The sequence below is a fragment of the Pseudomonas sp. C321 genome, assembly GCF_055407105.1.
In genome coordinates, this window is sequence record NZ_JBUZRB010000001.1 from 604296 (window position 1) to 620160 (window position 15865).

The window sequence follows — 15865 nt, forward strand, 5'->3', positions numbered from 1 at the left end:
CAAAAGAGGGTTGCCCTCGCATGACTTGCAGTGCAAAGGTTTTTAATCACAGGGAACATACAGAGCCGGTTTCGCCCACCTCCGCTAGCAGAGGCCCGACGAACCCCGTGTAGTGCCCGGCAACGCCGCCGAGGCAGGCAGCGACACATACAAGTGTCGTGGCGCCAACGAATTTCTCGTGGGCACCCAGGGTTCTGTGAAGAAGGAGAAGTTGAATGCCTTACGAACCGAATGACCTTCTGATCCGTCATTTTCAAGATAACGGGACCGACCTCACGCAGCAGGTCGAAGCGCAACTCAATCTGATTGCCCCCAGCAGCCCGAACATTCCTCTTTATCGCGACATGATCCTTACCGTGCTGCGCATGGCGCAGGATGACCGCAACCGCTGGAATGCCAAGATTACCTTGAAGGCAATCCGCGAACTGGACCACGCCTTTCGAGTATTGGAACAGTTCAAGGGCCGGCGCAAGGTCACTGTGTTCGGCTCGGCGCGCACCCCCGTGGAAAGCCCGCTCTATGCATTGGCTCGCGAAGTGGGCGCGGCCCTCGCACGCTCAGACCTGATGGTCATCACCGGCGGCGGTGGCGGCATCATGGCCGCCGCCCACGAAGGTGCCGGCCTGGAACACAGCCTGGGATTCAATATCACCCTGCCCTTCGAACAGCACGCCAACCCGACCATTGATGGTACGGAAAACCTGCTGTCCTTCCACTTCTTCTTTACCCGCAAGCTGTTCTTCGTCAAGGAGGCCGATGGGTTGGTGCTGTGCCCAGGTGGTTTCGGCACCCTTGATGAAGCACTGGAAGTCTTGACCCTGATCCAGACCGGCAAGAGCCCGCTGGTTCCCGTGGTGCTGCTGGATGCACCGGGTGGCGGTTTCTGGCAAGGCGCCCTGGACTTTATCCGCAGCCAGTTGGAAGCCAATCTCTATATCTTGCCCACCGATCTCAAACTGGTTCGCCTGGTGTACAGCGCCGAGGAGGCGGTAAATGAAATCAACCAGTTCTACGCCAACTTCCACTCCACCCGCTGGCTGAAGCGTCAGTTTGTGATCCGAATGAATCATCCCCTGAGTGATCGCGCATTAGCGCATATACAGGAAGCCTTTGCGGACCTGCGACTCAGTGATGACTTCCATCAGCACGCCTACGCGGGCGAGGAACACGATGAGTCGCACTTCAGCCACCTGACGCGATTGGCATTCAATTTTAATGGCCGTAACCAGGGTCGATTGCGGGAGTTGGTGGACTACATCAACTTACCGGAGAACTGGGCCGAGGCTCAGGGGAAGACGCAACAACGGGTACAGGAGCCCGCGTAAAATCAGAGGCAAAAAATGGCCCGCTACTTTCATAGCGGGCCATTTTTATATGCATCTATCAACACTCAGTCGTCCATATCCCGACCACTCAATAGGCGGCTGATCATCTCCATCGAGAATCCACGATAACTCAGAAAACGTCCCTGCTTCGCACGCTCGCGGACATCAATCGGCAGATGTCCGGCAAACTTGCGCCGCCAAGTGTCTTCCAGTTGCGCCTGCCAACTGATACCGCACTCACGCAAGGCGAGATCAATATCAGCACGTTGCAGGCCACGCTGGCTCAGCTCCTCGCGAATCCGCGCAGGGCCGTATCCAGAACGGGCTCGATAGGAAACAAAACTCTCAAGATAACGGGCTTCCGAAAGCAGTCCCTCTTCCGTCAAACGGTCAAGAGCTGTGTCGATCATCTCGGGAGAGGCGCCGCGCTGACGCAGTTTACGCGTCAGCTCGACTCGACCGTGCTCGCGTCGCGCGAGCAGGTCCATTGCAGTGCGCCGTACGGCGACAAGTGTATCCAGTACAACGGTCATCATTTAGCTCAGATGTCAGCGTCGGCCAGGTCGTCAGCGGTTTCTCTGGTCGAGTTTGCTTTGACATCGGCTGGCGGAGTCAGCAGCTTGTCACGGATCTGCTTCTCAAGAGTTGCAGCGATATCCGGGTTGTCAGCCAGGAACTTGGCCGAGTTGGCCTTACCCTGACCGATCTTGCTACCGTTGTAGGCATACCAAGCACCGGACTTCTCAACGAAGCCGTGCAGCACGCCTAGGTCGATCATCTCGCCGTTCAGGTAGATACCCTTGCCGTAGAGAATCTGGAACTCGGCCTGACGGAACGGCGGAGCCACCTTGTTCTTCACGACTTTGACGCGGGTCTCACTACCGACCACTTCGTCGCCTTCCTTCACCGCGCCAGTACGGCGGATGTCCAGACGGACCGACGCGTAGAATTTCAGCGCGTTACCACCGGTGGTGGTTTCCGGGCTGCCGAACATCACGCCGATCTTCATCCGAATCTGGTTGATGAAGATCACCAGGCAGTTGGCGTTCTTGATGTTACCGGTGATTTTACGCAGGGCCTGAGACATCAGACGGGCTTGCAGGCCGACGTGCATGTCGCCCATTTCGCCTTCGATCTCAGCTTTTGGTACCAGGGCAGCCACGGAGTCGATAACAATCACGTCGACAGCGTTGGAACGCACCAGCATGTCGGTAATTTCTAGGGCCTGCTCACCGGTATCCGGTTGAGATACCAACAGGTCGTCAACGTTGACGCCCAGTTTGCCAGCGTATTCAGGGTCCAGGGCGTGCTCGGCATCGACGAACGCGCAGGTGGCGCCCATCTTTTGCGCTTGGGCAATCACCGACAGCGTCAGAGTGGTTTTACCGGAAGATTCAGGACCGTAGATTTCAACGATACGGCCTTTTGGCAGGCCGCCAATGCCGAGCGCGATGTCCAGACCTAGAGAGCCAGTGGAAATAGCCGGGATCGCCTGACGGTCATGATCGCCCATACGCATTACGGCACCCTTGCCGAATTGACGTTCGATCTGACCCAGGGCCGCAGCCAAGGCTTTCTTCTTGTTGTCGTCCATTAAAGTCCTCACGTAATCAATAAGGCCTGACGGCCAACACCTGTATAAGTAGACAGTATTGTTCCACAAAGATCCGGGATCGCCTACCCCTGATTTTCTATTTCTATTGCAGCTCGTCGCAACAACCCCTCTAACGCGGCCTTTACCGTTTGTCGGCGAACCTCATCGCGGTTGCCAGGGAAATGCTGGCACTCGGCCGTGACGTCCTCGCCAACACCCCAGGCCAGCCATACGGTGCCCACCGGTTTGTCCGGCGAACCGCCATCGGGCCCCGCCACGCCGCTGACGGCTACAGCAAAACGCGACAGGCTTTTCTCCTGGGCGCCCTTGACCATGGCCTCAACCACTTCACGGCTGACGGCGCCGACTTTGGGGAACAGTGCTTGCGGCACATTAAGCTGGCGGGTTTTTTGTCGATTGGAGTAGGTGACGTACCCCGCCTCGAACCAGGCCGAGCTTCCTGGAATACGCGTGATCGCTTCTGCAATACCGCCGCCGGTGCAGGACTCGGCAGTGGTGACATAGGCATTGAGCACCTGCAAACATCGGCCCAGTTCAGCGGCAAGTTGGGTAATTTCCTTCACGGTCGTCTCCAGGAGCGGGCGGGCGAATGCCTACCCTACAGGAGCGTATCGCCCATGCAAGATGCAGACTGGAACAAGATGCTAACGAACGATGGTCCGCCCATAAGCCTGGCAGGCCCGCAGTACAATCAGTCCGTTATCGCCGGCAGCGGTGCTGCTGATAACTCGTTGAGCATGCGCCGGGGCAAGTCGGGCTCGCGGGGCTCCATGAACCACGCCGCCGGGGATGGTGGTGGTAGGCACTGAGCAGCGAACAGTAGTTGTGAAGGTTTTTCGATACGTGTCATCAAGTAGCTTCCTTGCAACGATCACTGCTGGTCCGGACGGCGGTTGGGTGGCTCATTCACCCCGATCCGCTTGGCCGCCCAACGCTCATAAAGCCCGATAGCCACGTCCGCACCGGCCATGGCCGTCAGGCAACCAATGGCACCAGCGGTCCAGATCGACATGCCGGCGGCGTACAACAACATCAATGCCGAAACCCCGCAGACCATGCAGGCCCCGGAGCGCAGGGCCAGGCGTCGGACCAGCGCCCAACCGCGGGCGCCCTCTTTATCGGCGCGCCACATTTCTCCGAAAACGCCGCCGATTACCGCCAATACGATGACCAGCCAGATAGGTATTTCCGCTAACGCTTGCTGCTCGTTTGTCATGTCACGCCTCCTGGAATGAGTGATACCGGCAGGTCGCCGGTTGTTTGATAAATCGGTGTGCATATGTAGGTAGGCATTCCAAAAAGCCCGGTTACCCGGGCTTTTCAGTAATGCGGTCCTTGGGCGCTACTGGCGCGGTACGGATCTTTCCTCAATGTTTTTCCGACCACGATCCCTGTCTGCCGGATAACTGCTTTTAGTGCTTTACGCTGCACACCCGGGTCAGTTGCCAACCCTCTGAACCGTTAAGGCCGATTCATCGCTGCCTGTTGTAAAACCGTGAAACTAAAGAGCGTCGGCTTCCTTGCCGGTGTTGCCTGGCATCCGTGCCACCGCTCGGTGGCGTCCATGCCGGTATTACGTGCTTTCCCTGTCTTCCTTGGCGGCTTCCTTGCCACCTCCACCAAGCCTTATTGGCTGGCTTGAGACAAAGAATATGCATGTATGCATATACAGTCAATGCATAAATGCATTTATATTCAGAAATTTAATGCGCAAATGCATTAGCGCCCGCAAACAAGGGGATTGGCAGTTTTGCGCAGGTGAAAAAAAACCCGCTCGGTGGCGGGTTTTGTCTTACAGAAGAGGGTTAACGAGCGTACATGCCCCACCAGAAAACGTGACCGAGGATGCTGATCTGTTCTTCCTGGATTTCCTGGAAGCTGTAGTCCTCGTCCGGATGCTCGTCGCGATTGAAACTGCGCAGGCGAATCCCCGAAGGCAAGCGATAGAGCTGTTTGACCCGCAATTGACCGTTGTGATTGATGGCATACAAGTCACCATCAACGATGTCACCAATCCCGCACTTGCCGGCATTGACCCCCACCGTCGCGCCGTCTCGCAACACCGGCAGCATGCTGTTGCCGCGTACCGTCACGCATTTAGCCTGGTCGAACTGCACACCATTGTGGCGCAGGCTGCGCTTGCCAAAACGCAGGCTGGCCTTCTCGCTTTCCTCGATGACGAATCTTCCTGATCCAGCAGCCAATTCAACCTCACGTAGAAAGGGGATCGACACCTCGTCATCGTTGATGGGGGTATCGTCGTCCCACAGGCTTATGTCCTTGAGTTCCGAATGCATCGGGTCACGCTCGTCTCCCCGCGCAGGCGCCAACGTTGCGCGCCCGCGCAGTTGGTCAGTGCTGACGCGAAAGTACTCGGCGATGCGGGAGATGTGCTTGTCCGACGGGTCAACGATCTTGCCGCTGAGAATCCGTGACAGTGTGGATTGAGGCACGCCAGTACGCCGGTGAAGCTCCGTGGGGGAGATCCCGTCGCGATCCAGCAGCTCTCTTAAGACAATGGAAACGTTGCGTTTTTGCATAAAGCGGATACTGAAGGTAGTTTTGGTGGATGGCAAATGCTATCTAGCATATTTAATGCATATAAAATGCATTTATACCTGGCCGCTTGTGAACTGCAGACCCCAGACCTTGCGTGTTAACCTTGCGCCCATCGCAAAAAATGCTGGGCCAAGCGCCCCCTTTGCCCCATCACTTTCAACGAATTCGCTAAGTATCCGATGAGTAAAAACACTTCCGATCTGTCCTCCCACACACCGATTGTGCTTGGGTATGTTGGGGATTTAGGGGGAAGGGCCTGTGGTTACGGACTATAACGCCCACAACTGGATACTTGCATAAGCGCATAATGGGCATTGGATGGCATGGTTTGGCGTATGGTTTGCCCCATTTTTGCCCCAGCTCGTGTCCGACTGATTCTTAGTGGCGAGTTGCAGAAGGGCCCCCTAACACACGCAGCTGATAATCCGTAAGCGCCTGGTAGAGCGATTCCGCGTCAAGGCGCAAGCGCTCCACCTCTTTTGCCGGGCCGTCTGCAGCTTGAGCCTCATGGTACCGTCTCAATGCATCGACAGCTTGCTGAACCAGCGGCTCGCCTGCCTCGATCAACTCCATCAAATTCTTCATAGCTAGACTCCGATACCTGCGTTTAGAAGTGTAGCCCTCAACCTAAAAATCAAAGACTCGAGGCATCTGGCCGATGATGGATTGGACAGCTTCGCAGTCTTGCACCCCGCATTACGTGGACCATGCACCATCCGCGTCCACTGATGTAGCTAAAGCAAGTGCTGCACTGGTTGCTGTCTGCGCTCATGAGCGGAGCGCTTCATTTCATGGGGAGGATTCCCTCCCGCCCCCCCCAACAAACACGCATAGAATTCCTGTAACTCGTCGCCTGGCTCTCCACATTCCGCCAAAGCCCGATCACTGTATATACACACAGCAATCGCAATAGGCATCCCTGTGAAAGACAAAGAAGACACCTACGAGTGGCTGGAACTACCCTCACACTTGGAATGTGGGCTAATGGCTTGGAGTGCTACGAAAGTCAGAACACCATTAGCATTATCATATTTATTGCTTGAAAGTGGACTTTAAAAATACCAGGACGAAACTTCATAGCCTAAGAGTTTTGGTCATACATTCCGCCCCACCCTCAGGCTTATGAGCACCAAGTTATGCTTGCAGATCAGTAAACACATCTAAAAATGGTAGCGGAATATACTTGCCGTCCAAATATTCAATCATAGATCTGAGCGCAAACTGATTTATACTTAGACCTTTTAATTCTCCACAAACAGGCTTGTATTTATCTAAAAACAACCTTGCAAGCTCATGCCCTTTCATCGTCACATATCTAGCATCCACCTGAAACGCCTCTCCGGACACATACTTAAGCTCAACAAACTTGTCCCCCGGACCGCCCACTATACTCGACACAAAGTTATTGATTGATTCCTGCAACAACTTTCTGTCTGCCAGCCACTCATCTCTGGATAAATTTTTCCCGGCAAATACCTCAAGCTTATATTCAGGCATAAAGCTCAAACGGTGCATCAGGACTAATGGATCCAGAAGCAAATTCTCCATGGTGTAGGCTTTGTCTTGAGCCAGCACCGCGACATTCCCACCTGATTTGTTTTTGCCATCCCAGTCAATGACTCCTCGCACAGTTCTACTTCCCTTCCTCTCTAGCGCCTCAACTACTCCTTTAACCTGCCCACAATCTCCTACACCCTGAATCTTCCTTACAAATTCAGTCACTCGTTCCTGCGACACTTCCGGAACGACACTTTTAAAAATATCTATTGCTTGCTGCTCTGGAAGCTTACTTCCCGAAGGCAAAAATGAAAGCGAAACCTTAGAACTTAAAGCGTCAATCTGCTTTAACTTCTGATATAAAGAAGTATAAATCTGTACATCTTCAAAACTTTCAACAAATACCTCGCGCCTGTTACGAGGATCTATAGCTATCTGACTCACACCATCCAAAAGATTATTAAGAGCTTCGTCTTTATCAACAAATCTAATCGAGTCATCGCTCATGATGGCAATTCTATCATTTGGCGCAAGAGCTACCGTAGTCGGCGAGTGAGTAGTAATTACGATATCCACCCCATAGACACGGACGAGTTCGTTAAGGCAACGATACATTTTAACGACCATACTGGGATGTAAAAATGCATCTGGCTCATCCAGTATCAACAGTTTGGGGATACCACTACTATCAGTCCTAGACTCTTCCGCGCGAAACATCGCCAGCACGAGCCATAAGGTGATTTTTTCGCCGGTGGAAAGTGAGTCTATATTTATATCCACCCCAGTACGCGAGTCACTCAAGACCGGAGTAAAATAATGCCCTTCGCTTTCAGGGTCAGGAGAGTTACAGGTGAACTTATTGTCAAATAAGTCAGCCAAAATACTATTAAAAGCTTCCCATGGGCCGACGCCATACAGGTGTAAAAACTCGCCTTCACTTAGAAACCTTATATCCTTCTTACCTTTATCTGCCTTATACCTCAAATGGTCATTATATTTTACCCGCTTTATGTATCTAAGATAAATATCTGACAGACTTCCAACTCCTAGTGAGTTATGTGGAGGTGCTTGGAGATGCAACAGAATATCGCTTGACGCTAACTCAGACCTAGGAATTTGCAAAACCGTGGAAGCGTAGCTACATGCGCGAAGCACCTCCCCCCCTGACACTGCCACCCCAAACATGGAGGACTTAACGAGAAGCTGATTACCGTTATCATAGGACCCTGAAACGATTGGCTCGCGATAAGTTTCAAAAATTTGAGCGACTGCGGCGTCACGCATCAAATCGCTCTTATAGTCATAGTCCTGCCCAAAACTCGGAATCAACTTTGAATAATCCAACATACGCACTTGATACAACTCTAAAGCATCGCCATTTACAGACACCTTGAGCTCTCCAGAAGCAACACTCTCGAGAAGCCTAGTTTTGCCAGAACCATTACTTCCTGTTACGACTATAACCCCACTACCAAAGTCCACATCTTCATCAAATTCAAATTTTTTACTTGGTGCTCGCCCGGAGTGAATTAACATTTTTACGCCTATATAATATTAACGCCCAACATCAACCCTAGCACACACTGCATAAGGCATGAAACTACAGTAGAGCAACTCAGAAACCCTATAACACCTTGACGTATAATAGGCCCAACCGTTTAAACCACCTAAATTAATAGTATTTAGCATATCCTCATCAAAATAGTCGACCTAATGCCGCCGGCTCCCAGTTCAAAATCACTAATTCGTTACTAACCTCGGTCTTTCCCTGTCGCTGATTCGTTGTGCTGTAGCGGATATCCAACGTCTCGAAGTGAAAGCCTTCAAACACCCGCCTGATATCCGGGTGGTCATTGATGCTGACCATCACCTTGCCCTTGCACCGCCGCATGAAGTCCGCCATGCGCTCGTAGTTCTCAAACGGAAAATCGACGCCATAGCCAGCGGTCTGCCAGTAAGGTGGGTCCATGTAGTGAAAGGTGTGGGGACGGTCGTAGCGCTCAGCGCAGTCAAGCCAGGGGAGGTTTTCAACGTAGGTTCCGGACAGACGTTGCCACGCTGCAGATAGATTTTCTTCAATCCGCAGCAGATTGATGGCCGGGCCAGTCGTCGCGGTACCGAACGTCTGCCCAGTTACCTTTCCAGCAAAGGCATGGTGCTGCAGGTAGAAGAATCGGGCGGCGCGTTGGATGTCGGTGAGGGTTTCAGGGCGGGTCATCTTCTGCCACTCAAACACCTGGCGGGAGCTGAGCGCCCATTTGAACTGGCGCACAAATTCTTCCAAGTGGTTCTGCACGACGCGGTACAGCGTCACCAGGTCGCCGTTGATGTCATTGAGTACTTCAACTGGCGCGGCCTGGGGACGCATGAAGTAAAGCGCGGCACCGCCGGCAAAGACTTCGACGTAACATTCGTGGGGTGGGAAGAGCGGGATGAGGCGGTCGGCCAGGCGGCGTTTGCCGCCCATCCAAGGGATGATGGGTGTGGACATATGAAAGCAAGACCTTTGCTGTATGGATAAACAGTGCTAGGCTCGCTCCGCTTTGTGCACGAAGCAGGAGCCTTGGCTGGACTTGCAGGGGTAATCTGCGGGGAAGGTGGCCGGGCTTGGATGTTGACGCATCCTGCCCGGCCGCTCCTTTTACTTCGGTGTAGACACTTCTTTCGCGTAGGCCTGACAGGCCCGCAAGGCGATCAATCCTTGGTCGCCGGTATCGGTGATTCCGATAACTCGTTGAGCATGCGCTGGGTCAAGTTGGGCTCTTGTGGCTCCATGAACCATGCAGCAGGTGGCGGTGGTGGCTGGCATTGCGCAGTCACGGGTGGTATCTGTGGCGGCGAGTACGACTGACAGCCGCAGATCAGCAGTAGCCAGACGATCACGCAGGCGAGCCTGCTGGGTTTGTACATCGGTCAATTCCTTGTGGTGTATTTGGTCTTTGGTCTGCAGGCGCTGCTCCAGGGCCAGGCGTTTGTCCCGTTCGGTGAGCTGCTGAGCGGCAGAGGCTTGGGATAACTCGTTGAGGGTGTCGGCCTGGAGCCGGGCCTGGCGCTCCAACTGCTGGCCGTAGCGCCAGTCTTGAACCGTCCAGGTCAACGCAGCAGAACCCAATGCCAACCCGATCAGTAGCGCACCGACGATGGCTATCCGGTATTGCGCGGGGATCAGCTCGAAGAGACGCATAACACCGCCCTCGCCCGGGCCCAGAGTTGCAGCCGATCTTCCAGGCCGTTGAGTCCGCCGTTGATCTTGCGGGTGATGCTGTTGAATTCATCCCGATCCGCCAACGTGTTCAGCTCCCGCACCCACCAGAACCACGCCGCCGACTCGGCAGCCCATTGCGGCAGCTCGAGCAGCTCCGGCGTACGCAACAATCGCTCGTCACCGAACAGCGCCAAGCTGCAACGCAGGTAGTTGCTGCGGCCGGTGATCTGAATCAGCCCCCGCCCTCGATAGCGCTGGCCATCTCCGTCAGCTTCGGGGGTGTTGCCCAATCTGGCGGCCAAGGTGCCAGTGTCGTACTTGCTCAAGTATTGGTCTCCGCCCAGTTCACGCACGTACTGCAACTGGCCGGATTCGTGGCCGAGCTGCGCGAGGAACGAGGCCTGGCGTTTGGGGGTGTTGATTTGCCGGTGGGTCATGGCTGCATTGAGGGCAGCTACAAAAACGCCCGCTTGGCCGCGGGCGTTGGGCATGATGCGTTGAAGCTGCTGTTCGGTAATAGTCATCGCTTTTCCCCAGACAAAAAAATACCGCTCAAGGGCGGCGCGTGGTGGTGCATCAACTCAGTGCGGATAGGCCCGCCTCAAAGATCGAGCACTTTGATTTCCTTGGTTTGCTTCTTTTTCTTGCCGGTCGCCTTTGCCTTACCTTTCTTGCCACCGTTGCATTCGACCGTGGTGGACCAGCCAGACTGGGTGTAAACCTGCTCGACCGAATCCACCAGGTACTCTCCATCGAGCCCGACCTTGAAGCCTTCGGCATTGATGGAACGCTCTGCGAACAAGTCCGTGCGCCCGGACATTTCAAGCCGTACAGCGGCGCTTGAGCGATTGAATGCGGTCAGCCGTGCTTTGGCTGCCTGCTCGGCAGCTGTTTTGTTGGGATAGATATGCCGGTCGGTATGCACTGCCGGCAGGCCATCCGGCACGTCATCGTTGTCCAGGCTGATCACCTTCAGTTCGCCAGTTTTCTTGTCCTGGTGTTTGGCGGCCACCGCTTTGTGCGAGTTGCGATCCCCCAAGCGAAACTGCCAGCGACTGACATCACGCTCAGTGATGGTGATAGCACCAAAGGCTTTGCCGCTCGCGCTTTGCCCACCTTGACGGGTCATGACGATCAGCTTGCCGTCAGCAACCTTTGCCGTGCAGTCGTGCTGTTTAGCCAGGCGCGTGATGAAGCCAAAGTCTGACTCGCTCAACTGATCCGCACGGGGCACCTTGGTACTGACCTGACAGACGGGACTCCAGCCGTTGCGCGCCGCGATGTCCGCGACGATCTTCGACAGCGGCGCGTCCTCCCAACTGCCGCTACGAATGGTCTTACCGCTGCCGCGCATGTCGCTGGCCTTGCCGCGCAGCACCATGGTGGACGGTGGTCCCGAAACTTCTATTTCATCGACCACGTAGCGCCCCAAACGCACCAATGCTGTTTCCTCGTACCCCAGATAGATCTCGACACCGGCACCTTTGGACGGTAGGGAGACCGCACCATCCCGGTCATCAATACGCAATTCAAAGTCATCCGACTCCATGCCCGGTTTGTCGGTCGTTCGTAACAGTAGGAGCCGGTCGTTAATCAGCGCCGTGATATCGGCACCGTCAGCGACGATTCGAAAACGTGGCGTCATAAAGTGTTGTCCAAAAAAGAACCCGCACAAGGCGGGCAAGAAAGTGGGTCAGTTCCAGAGCATGACCACGTCATCGACCGGCGCCAGCAGATCCGGCAGCCGTATCAACACGCCGGCCCGATAAGGCTGCGCCTCTTCCGATAATCCCTGATTGGCCCCCAGCACCGCCTCTACGGTGCCGTTGAGGTGGCCGTAAAAGTTATGGCAAATGACATCGAGCATGTCACCGTCAGACGTTCTGCATGTCGTCGCCATAGCGCACGAACTCCAATGTGAAAGCTTGTTTACGCGGAATGCCGCCTTGCAGCAGCGCGCTTTGTTCTTCCTCTAGGTTGACCAAGCACCAGGTGCCAAGCACGTCGCCATAACCCGTGGTCAAGGTGAGCGGTTGTAGCTTGGCGCCGATACTGCGCAGGGTATCCAGTTGCTTCAAGCCGACCTTGAGGTCCGGGTAAATCGCGCCCTTTAGAGTTAATTTCTCATCACCCATACCGATGGCCTGTTGCGCCGGCCGGCGCGTCAAGCGCTCCTGAGAGGCCCAGCGAAAACCCGAGGTGCGCCGCAGCTCATCAAACGCCGCCGTGTTCAGGTTGAAGAAGTACGGCTGTGCCTTGGGGTCCCTCGGCTGAATGATCAGCAGGTGCGGGAACGGTGTTACCGCTTCCGGTGCCGGCGTCCCATTCCCGGCGAAAGTGCCGGTCGGGATGATGTTCCCCAGTGACGGATTGATCTTGCCGACGAGTTTGTTGACCGCCGTCGCAGCCCTGCCCGCCTGTTCCTTCAGGACGCCTAGGCGCTCGTCAATCTGCGACATCGCACGGGTGGCCCGGTTGTACACCGACACGACCTGACCAACCTTTGCCTGAGCGGCGTTAATTCCACGCATGACGCGCTGGAGTTTTTCCCCGACCGCAGGCCCCACGAAGGGAATGTTTTCAAGCTCCGAGGCGGCCCCGGTGATTTCTCTGATTGCACCATTCACCGGGCCTAGCATCCCATCCAGGCTACGGCGGCCCGTCTCGCCCGCCGTAGCCAGGTAGGTCACGCCTGACTGCAATTGTCCCAAGTAGTCCATGAGTCCTTCCTATCAAAGGTGCGGGCTGTCGTAGAGCTGACGGCTCTCCAGTTGCTGGGCGATGTCGCGCCGTTGCTGCTCCAGGTACGGGCGAAGTTCCTGGGCAAGTTGCGCTGGGTCTTTCACATCACCCTGTACCGTGACGGTCACGCCCGCTTGAATATCAATCTTCTGATCGATCTTGGGTGGGGCAACCGTCGGCGGCTTCGCCATCAGCAAAGACGCACCAGAACTAGCCGATGTCGGCGCCGCTGCCAGCGAACGCACCACATCACCCGCCCGATTTTGAGGGGTAAGGCCCGCCAACAAGGACGGCGCCGGGGCATTGGCTTTCGGCGATGCAGCGAAGGAGCGCGCAATATCCCCTAGCACAGGCGGAATATCCTGACCGGCGTTCGCCATCATCAGAGGCCCGGCCGCTGGCATCGTCTTGACGGGTTCGTCACTGCCAAACATCGACTTGCCCATGAAACCGCCGAGCGCGCCGCCGCCATAACTGCCAATCGCAGCACCAATCAAACCACCGACCACCGTGCCGATGACCGGCACTACAGAACCAATCGCAGCCCCTGCGGCCGCACCGGCCATGGTGCCCGCCAACGAACCGGCGGCGGCGCCATAGCCTTCGGCCTTTTCATCCTGAGTTTCGGCATTCTGGAACGTGTCAAAAACCATCGACCCAGACTCGATAAGCGCCCCGCCCGGGATCAACTTACCGAGTTTTCCTACCTTGCCGGCAACCCCGCCTAGCCTCGACATCATTCCGGGCGGCGGAGGAATCGGTACTGGAGGCCGAGGTGGACGTGGCGGTACCGGTGGCCGAGGCGGACGAGGTGGCCCGCCAGGTCGACGCCGCCGAGCCTGACTACGACTTGCCCCGCGCCCACGTCGCCGGCCCTCACCCGCACCACCACCCATTGAGGCCGCATTGACGACAAACACTTTCTTGATGCTGTCTTCTGCGTCACCGCCAGCCCCGTCATTACCGCTGTCCCCAGCGGCATCCTGAATAAGCGACACCACTTTGAGCCCGGTCGAAACCACGTCAAACCCGCCTGCCGCCTCACTGGACTCTGATTCACCCTCGCCCTTGGGTCCGCCCCTGATTGCCGCCACGGCCTTGAGTCCGGTTTCAACCAACGACAAGGCGACACCTGCCTTGCCCTTCGGTGCGTCGCCATCACCGTCACCGTCTCCGGCGTTGGTAACAAAGACCTTCTGCACCTCATTGGTTTTGCCGGCGCCCAGCGTCCCCCGAGCAAGGTTGAACAACCCCTTGCCCATCTTGAAGGCACTGAAAGCCGCCACTGCGCCGCCAATGGCACCGATCGCAATGGTCGTACCGCTAATGATTTTCGGGAACTCATCGGCCAGCCCGGCAATGCTGTTGCCGACTTTGGTCAAACCATCCGCCGCCAGGTCCGTCAGCGGCCGCAGGGCATTACCCACGCTGGTCATCGAGGCTTCCATGCTCGAGGTGGCTGCACTCCACTTTGAGTTGGAGGTTTCGCGAGCCTTGGCGGCGTCCTGCTCGATCTTCACCCGACCATCGGTGTCCTTGATGGTCGACATGTTTTCCTTGATCTTGCTGCCGTACTTGATCTGGGCAAGCAGGCCCGCACTGGCGCTCTTATCACTGACGATAGAGGCGAGCCCCGCCGCCTCGATCAACGCGACCATAGCCTGTTCTTCTTCGACGCTGCCATCCTTGGATGCCTGGATTTTGGCCTTGAGTGCCTCAACCCTCTTGGCTTTTTTCGGGTCCTGTTTCGCGATCAGTTTTTCGCTGAGCATGATGAAGGCTTCGACCGGGTTGTCTGCCTTGCCGCTTTTCGTGGCAGCCAGGATCGAGCTGGTCAGGTCATAACCTTCCTTGGCAAAACGCTCCTGACTGGTGCTGCTGATCACCGCGTTGAGCAGGTTGTCCATATTCGTCGCGGCGGCCGCTGCATCCTGCGTTTGCGAGAACTGCGATTGCAGACTGGCGCCCAGGAAGCGCACGGCTTCGGGGCCTTCCATGCCCAACCGCTTGATGGTGCCGAGCAGCGCCGGCATGTACTTGGCCATGTCCTTGGGACCGAAGGCGCCAATGTCACCCGCAGCCGCGACCTGGCCCAACATCGCGCCCATGTCTTCCTTACGGACACCTGCCTCTTTGAACGCACTGAACAAGGTGGCGATGGTGTCGGCTTCCATGCCCTGGCCGTCCACCAGGTCTGCGATCAACGGCGCATAATCGACTGACTCTTCCCAGTCGATACCCTTTTCAATCAACCCACCCACAGCACGTGCCAGAGCCTGCTGACCCATGCCTTTTTTCGCCGCGACCTCACTGATTTTGTCGGCCATCTGCTTTTCAGCATCAGTGCCGGCCGTATGAGCCCAAAGCGCCATTTGGCGGATCTGGGTTTGATAGTTCGCGGATATCTTGGTCGGGATGGCAACCACTGCAATGGCCGCTGCTGCCCGCCCCACGGTGCCGCTCAGGCCTTCCCTACCCTCTTTGATTTGCGTATGCCCCAGCGCCTTCAGCTCAGTCTTGCGCGCCACCTGGCCCATCGACTGATACGCCTTAGCCAGGTTGCGGACTTCGACGCCTTGCTTTTTCAAGGTACTGAGGTTCGACTCAAGCTTGCGCAACAACGTACCCGCGCCGGCCGCGCCACTGTCATTGGCCTTTTTCCATTCATCCCGCAAACGGATGGTGTCGCCGATGGTGCGTTGCAGCACACGCGCTTTGGTGCCCTGCGCCTCCAGGCGTTTGATGCGCCCTTCAACGTCTTTGAAAGCGTTGCCGACAGTCGGGCTGACGGCCCCCCCGATCACCAGCCCGAGGGCGAGATTGTTCGCCATGTGATGGCTCCCGTTAGTGCAACTTTACCGGCAGCAGCTCAATCCGTGAGCCACCAGAGCATCTCGGAAAACGGCATTGCCTGGATCTCGG

General features: G+C 56.1%; 15 protein-coding genes and 1 pseudogene. 1 reads left to right on the top strand and 15 read right to left on the bottom strand.

Going from position 1 to position 15865, the window contains the following annotated elements:
- The first annotated feature begins 215 nt into the window (after positions 1–215).
- Complete coding sequence (locus tag ACZRJ6_RS02830) at positions 216–1325, top strand: LOG family protein (RefSeq protein WP_463966980.1); 1110 nt, start codon at positions 216–218, stop codon at positions 1323–1325.
- Between the two features lie 65 nt (positions 1326–1390).
- Here the strand turns inward: ACZRJ6_RS02830 and recX are convergent, their stop codons facing one another.
- The 15 genes and pseudogenes from recX to ACZRJ6_RS02905 form a co-directional block, all read right to left on the bottom strand.
- Positions 1391–1858: a recombination regulator RecX gene (gene recX / locus ACZRJ6_RS02835; protein ID WP_133099669.1), complete on the bottom strand. Its 468-nt coding sequence runs from the start codon at positions 1856–1858 to the stop codon at positions 1391–1393.
- Between the two features lie 8 nt (positions 1859–1866).
- On the bottom strand, positions 1867–2919 hold the full coding sequence (gene recA / locus ACZRJ6_RS02840; protein ID WP_463966981.1) for a recombinase RecA: 1053 nt from the start codon (positions 2917–2919) through the stop codon (positions 1867–1869).
- Between the two features lie 83 nt (positions 2920–3002).
- Positions 3003–3503, bottom strand: coding sequence for a CinA family protein (locus ACZRJ6_RS02845; RefSeq protein WP_463966982.1), 501 nt, complete (start codon positions 3501–3503; stop codon positions 3003–3005).
- An 81-nt stretch (positions 3504–3584) separates the two neighbouring features.
- A pseudogene (locus ACZRJ6_RS02850) lies at positions 3585–3752 on the bottom strand (lysis protein); the annotation flags it as partial.
- Between the two features lie 59 nt (positions 3753–3811).
- Positions 3812–4156 (bottom strand): phage holin family protein, encoded by a 345-nt coding sequence (locus tag ACZRJ6_RS02855; RefSeq protein ID WP_463966983.1) that lies wholly within the window; start codon positions 4154–4156, stop codon positions 3812–3814.
- A gap of 589 nt (positions 4157–4745) precedes the next feature.
- A complete protein-coding gene (locus ACZRJ6_RS02860) occupies positions 4746–5480 on the bottom strand; it encodes a LexA family transcriptional regulator (RefSeq protein ID WP_149411892.1) in 735 nt (244 codons plus the stop codon).
- Positions 5481–5877: 397 nt separating this feature from the next.
- Positions 5878–6084, bottom strand: a complete 207-nt coding sequence (locus tag ACZRJ6_RS02865) for a hypothetical protein (protein ID WP_463966984.1) — start codon at positions 6082–6084, stop codon at positions 5878–5880.
- Between the two features lie 549 nt (positions 6085–6633).
- Positions 6634–8532: an AAA family ATPase gene (locus tag ACZRJ6_RS02870; RefSeq protein WP_463966985.1), complete on the bottom strand. Its 1899-nt coding sequence runs from the start codon at positions 8530–8532 to the stop codon at positions 6634–6636.
- Positions 8533–8692: 160 nt separating this feature from the next.
- Positions 8693–9487 carry a DNA adenine methylase gene (locus tag ACZRJ6_RS02875; RefSeq protein ID WP_463966986.1) on the bottom strand — a complete coding sequence of 265 codons (795 nt, stop codon included), beginning with the start codon at positions 9485–9487 and terminating at the stop codon, positions 8693–8695.
- Positions 9488–9637: 150 nt separating this feature from the next.
- A complete protein-coding gene (locus tag ACZRJ6_RS02880) occupies positions 9638–10180 on the bottom strand; it encodes a lysis system spanin subunit (RefSeq protein ID WP_463966987.1) in 543 nt (180 codons plus the stop codon).
- Entirely contained in the window at positions 10162–10725 is a 564-nt protein-coding gene (locus ACZRJ6_RS02885) for a glycoside hydrolase family 19 protein (RefSeq protein ID WP_463966988.1), read from the bottom strand. Before ACZRJ6_RS02885 ends, ACZRJ6_RS02880 begins: the two co-directional genes overlap by 19 nt.
- 77 nt (positions 10726–10802) lie before the next feature.
- Positions 10803–11846, bottom strand: coding sequence for a phage late control D family protein (locus ACZRJ6_RS02890; RefSeq protein ID WP_463966989.1), 1044 nt, complete (start codon positions 11844–11846; stop codon positions 10803–10805).
- 48 nt (positions 11847–11894) lie between these two features.
- Positions 11895–12101 (bottom strand): tail protein X, encoded by a 207-nt coding sequence (locus ACZRJ6_RS02895; RefSeq protein ID WP_350614736.1) that lies wholly within the window; start codon positions 12099–12101, stop codon positions 11895–11897.
- Positions 12076–12921 (bottom strand): phage tail protein, encoded by an 846-nt coding sequence (locus ACZRJ6_RS02900; RefSeq protein ID WP_350614734.1) that lies wholly within the window; start codon positions 12919–12921, stop codon positions 12076–12078. Before ACZRJ6_RS02900 ends, ACZRJ6_RS02895 begins: the two co-directional genes overlap by 26 nt.
- A gap of 12 nt (positions 12922–12933) precedes the next feature.
- On the bottom strand, positions 12934–15774 hold the full coding sequence (locus ACZRJ6_RS02905) for a phage tail tape measure protein (protein WP_463966990.1): 2841 nt from the start codon (positions 15772–15774) through the stop codon (positions 12934–12936).
- Positions 15775–15865: the final 91 nt, after the last annotated feature.

Coding starts and splice junctions, on each gene's coding strand:
- ACZRJ6_RS02905 (WP_463966990.1), bottom strand. CDS start 15,774: ATGGCGAACAATCTCGCCCTCGGGCTGGTGATCGGGGGGGCCGTCAGC.
- recX (WP_133099669.1), bottom strand. CDS start 1,858: ATGACCGTTGTACTGGATACACTTGTCGCCGTACGGCGCACTGCAATG.
- ACZRJ6_RS02860 (WP_149411892.1), bottom strand. CDS start 5,480: ATGCAAAAACGCAACGTTTCCATTGTCTTAAGAGAGCTGCTGGATCGC.
- ACZRJ6_RS02855 (WP_463966983.1), bottom strand. CDS start 4,156: ATGACAAACGAGCAGCAAGCGTTAGCGGAAATACCTATCTGGCTGGTC.
- ACZRJ6_RS02885 (WP_463966988.1), bottom strand. CDS start 10,725: ATGACTATTACCGAACAGCAGCTTCAACGCATCATGCCCAACGCCCGC.
- ACZRJ6_RS02865 (WP_463966984.1), bottom strand. CDS start 6,084: ATGAAGAATTTGATGGAGTTGATCGAGGCAGGCGAGCCGCTGGTTCAG.
- ACZRJ6_RS02895 (WP_350614736.1), bottom strand. CDS start 12,101: ATGGCGACGACATGCAGAACGTCTGACGGTGACATGCTCGATGTCATT.
- ACZRJ6_RS02875 (WP_463966986.1), bottom strand. CDS start 9,487: ATGTCCACACCCATCATCCCTTGGATGGGCGGCAAACGCCGCCTGGCC.
- ACZRJ6_RS02830 (WP_463966980.1), top strand. CDS start 216: ATGCCTTACGAACCGAATGACCTTCTGATCCGTCATTTTCAAGATAAC.
- recA (WP_463966981.1), bottom strand. CDS start 2,919: ATGGACGACAACAAGAAGAAAGCCTTGGCTGCGGCCCTGGGTCAGATC.
- ACZRJ6_RS02880 (WP_463966987.1), bottom strand. CDS start 10,180: ATGCGTCTCTTCGAGCTGATCCCCGCGCAATACCGGATAGCCATCGTC.
- ACZRJ6_RS02890 (WP_463966989.1), bottom strand. CDS start 11,846: ATGACGCCACGTTTTCGAATCGTCGCTGACGGTGCCGATATCACGGCG.
- ACZRJ6_RS02870 (WP_463966985.1), bottom strand. CDS start 8,532: ATGTTAATTCACTCCGGGCGAGCACCAAGTAAAAAATTTGAATTTGAT.
- ACZRJ6_RS02900 (WP_350614734.1), bottom strand. CDS start 12,921: ATGGACTACTTGGGACAATTGCAGTCAGGCGTGACCTACCTGGCTACG.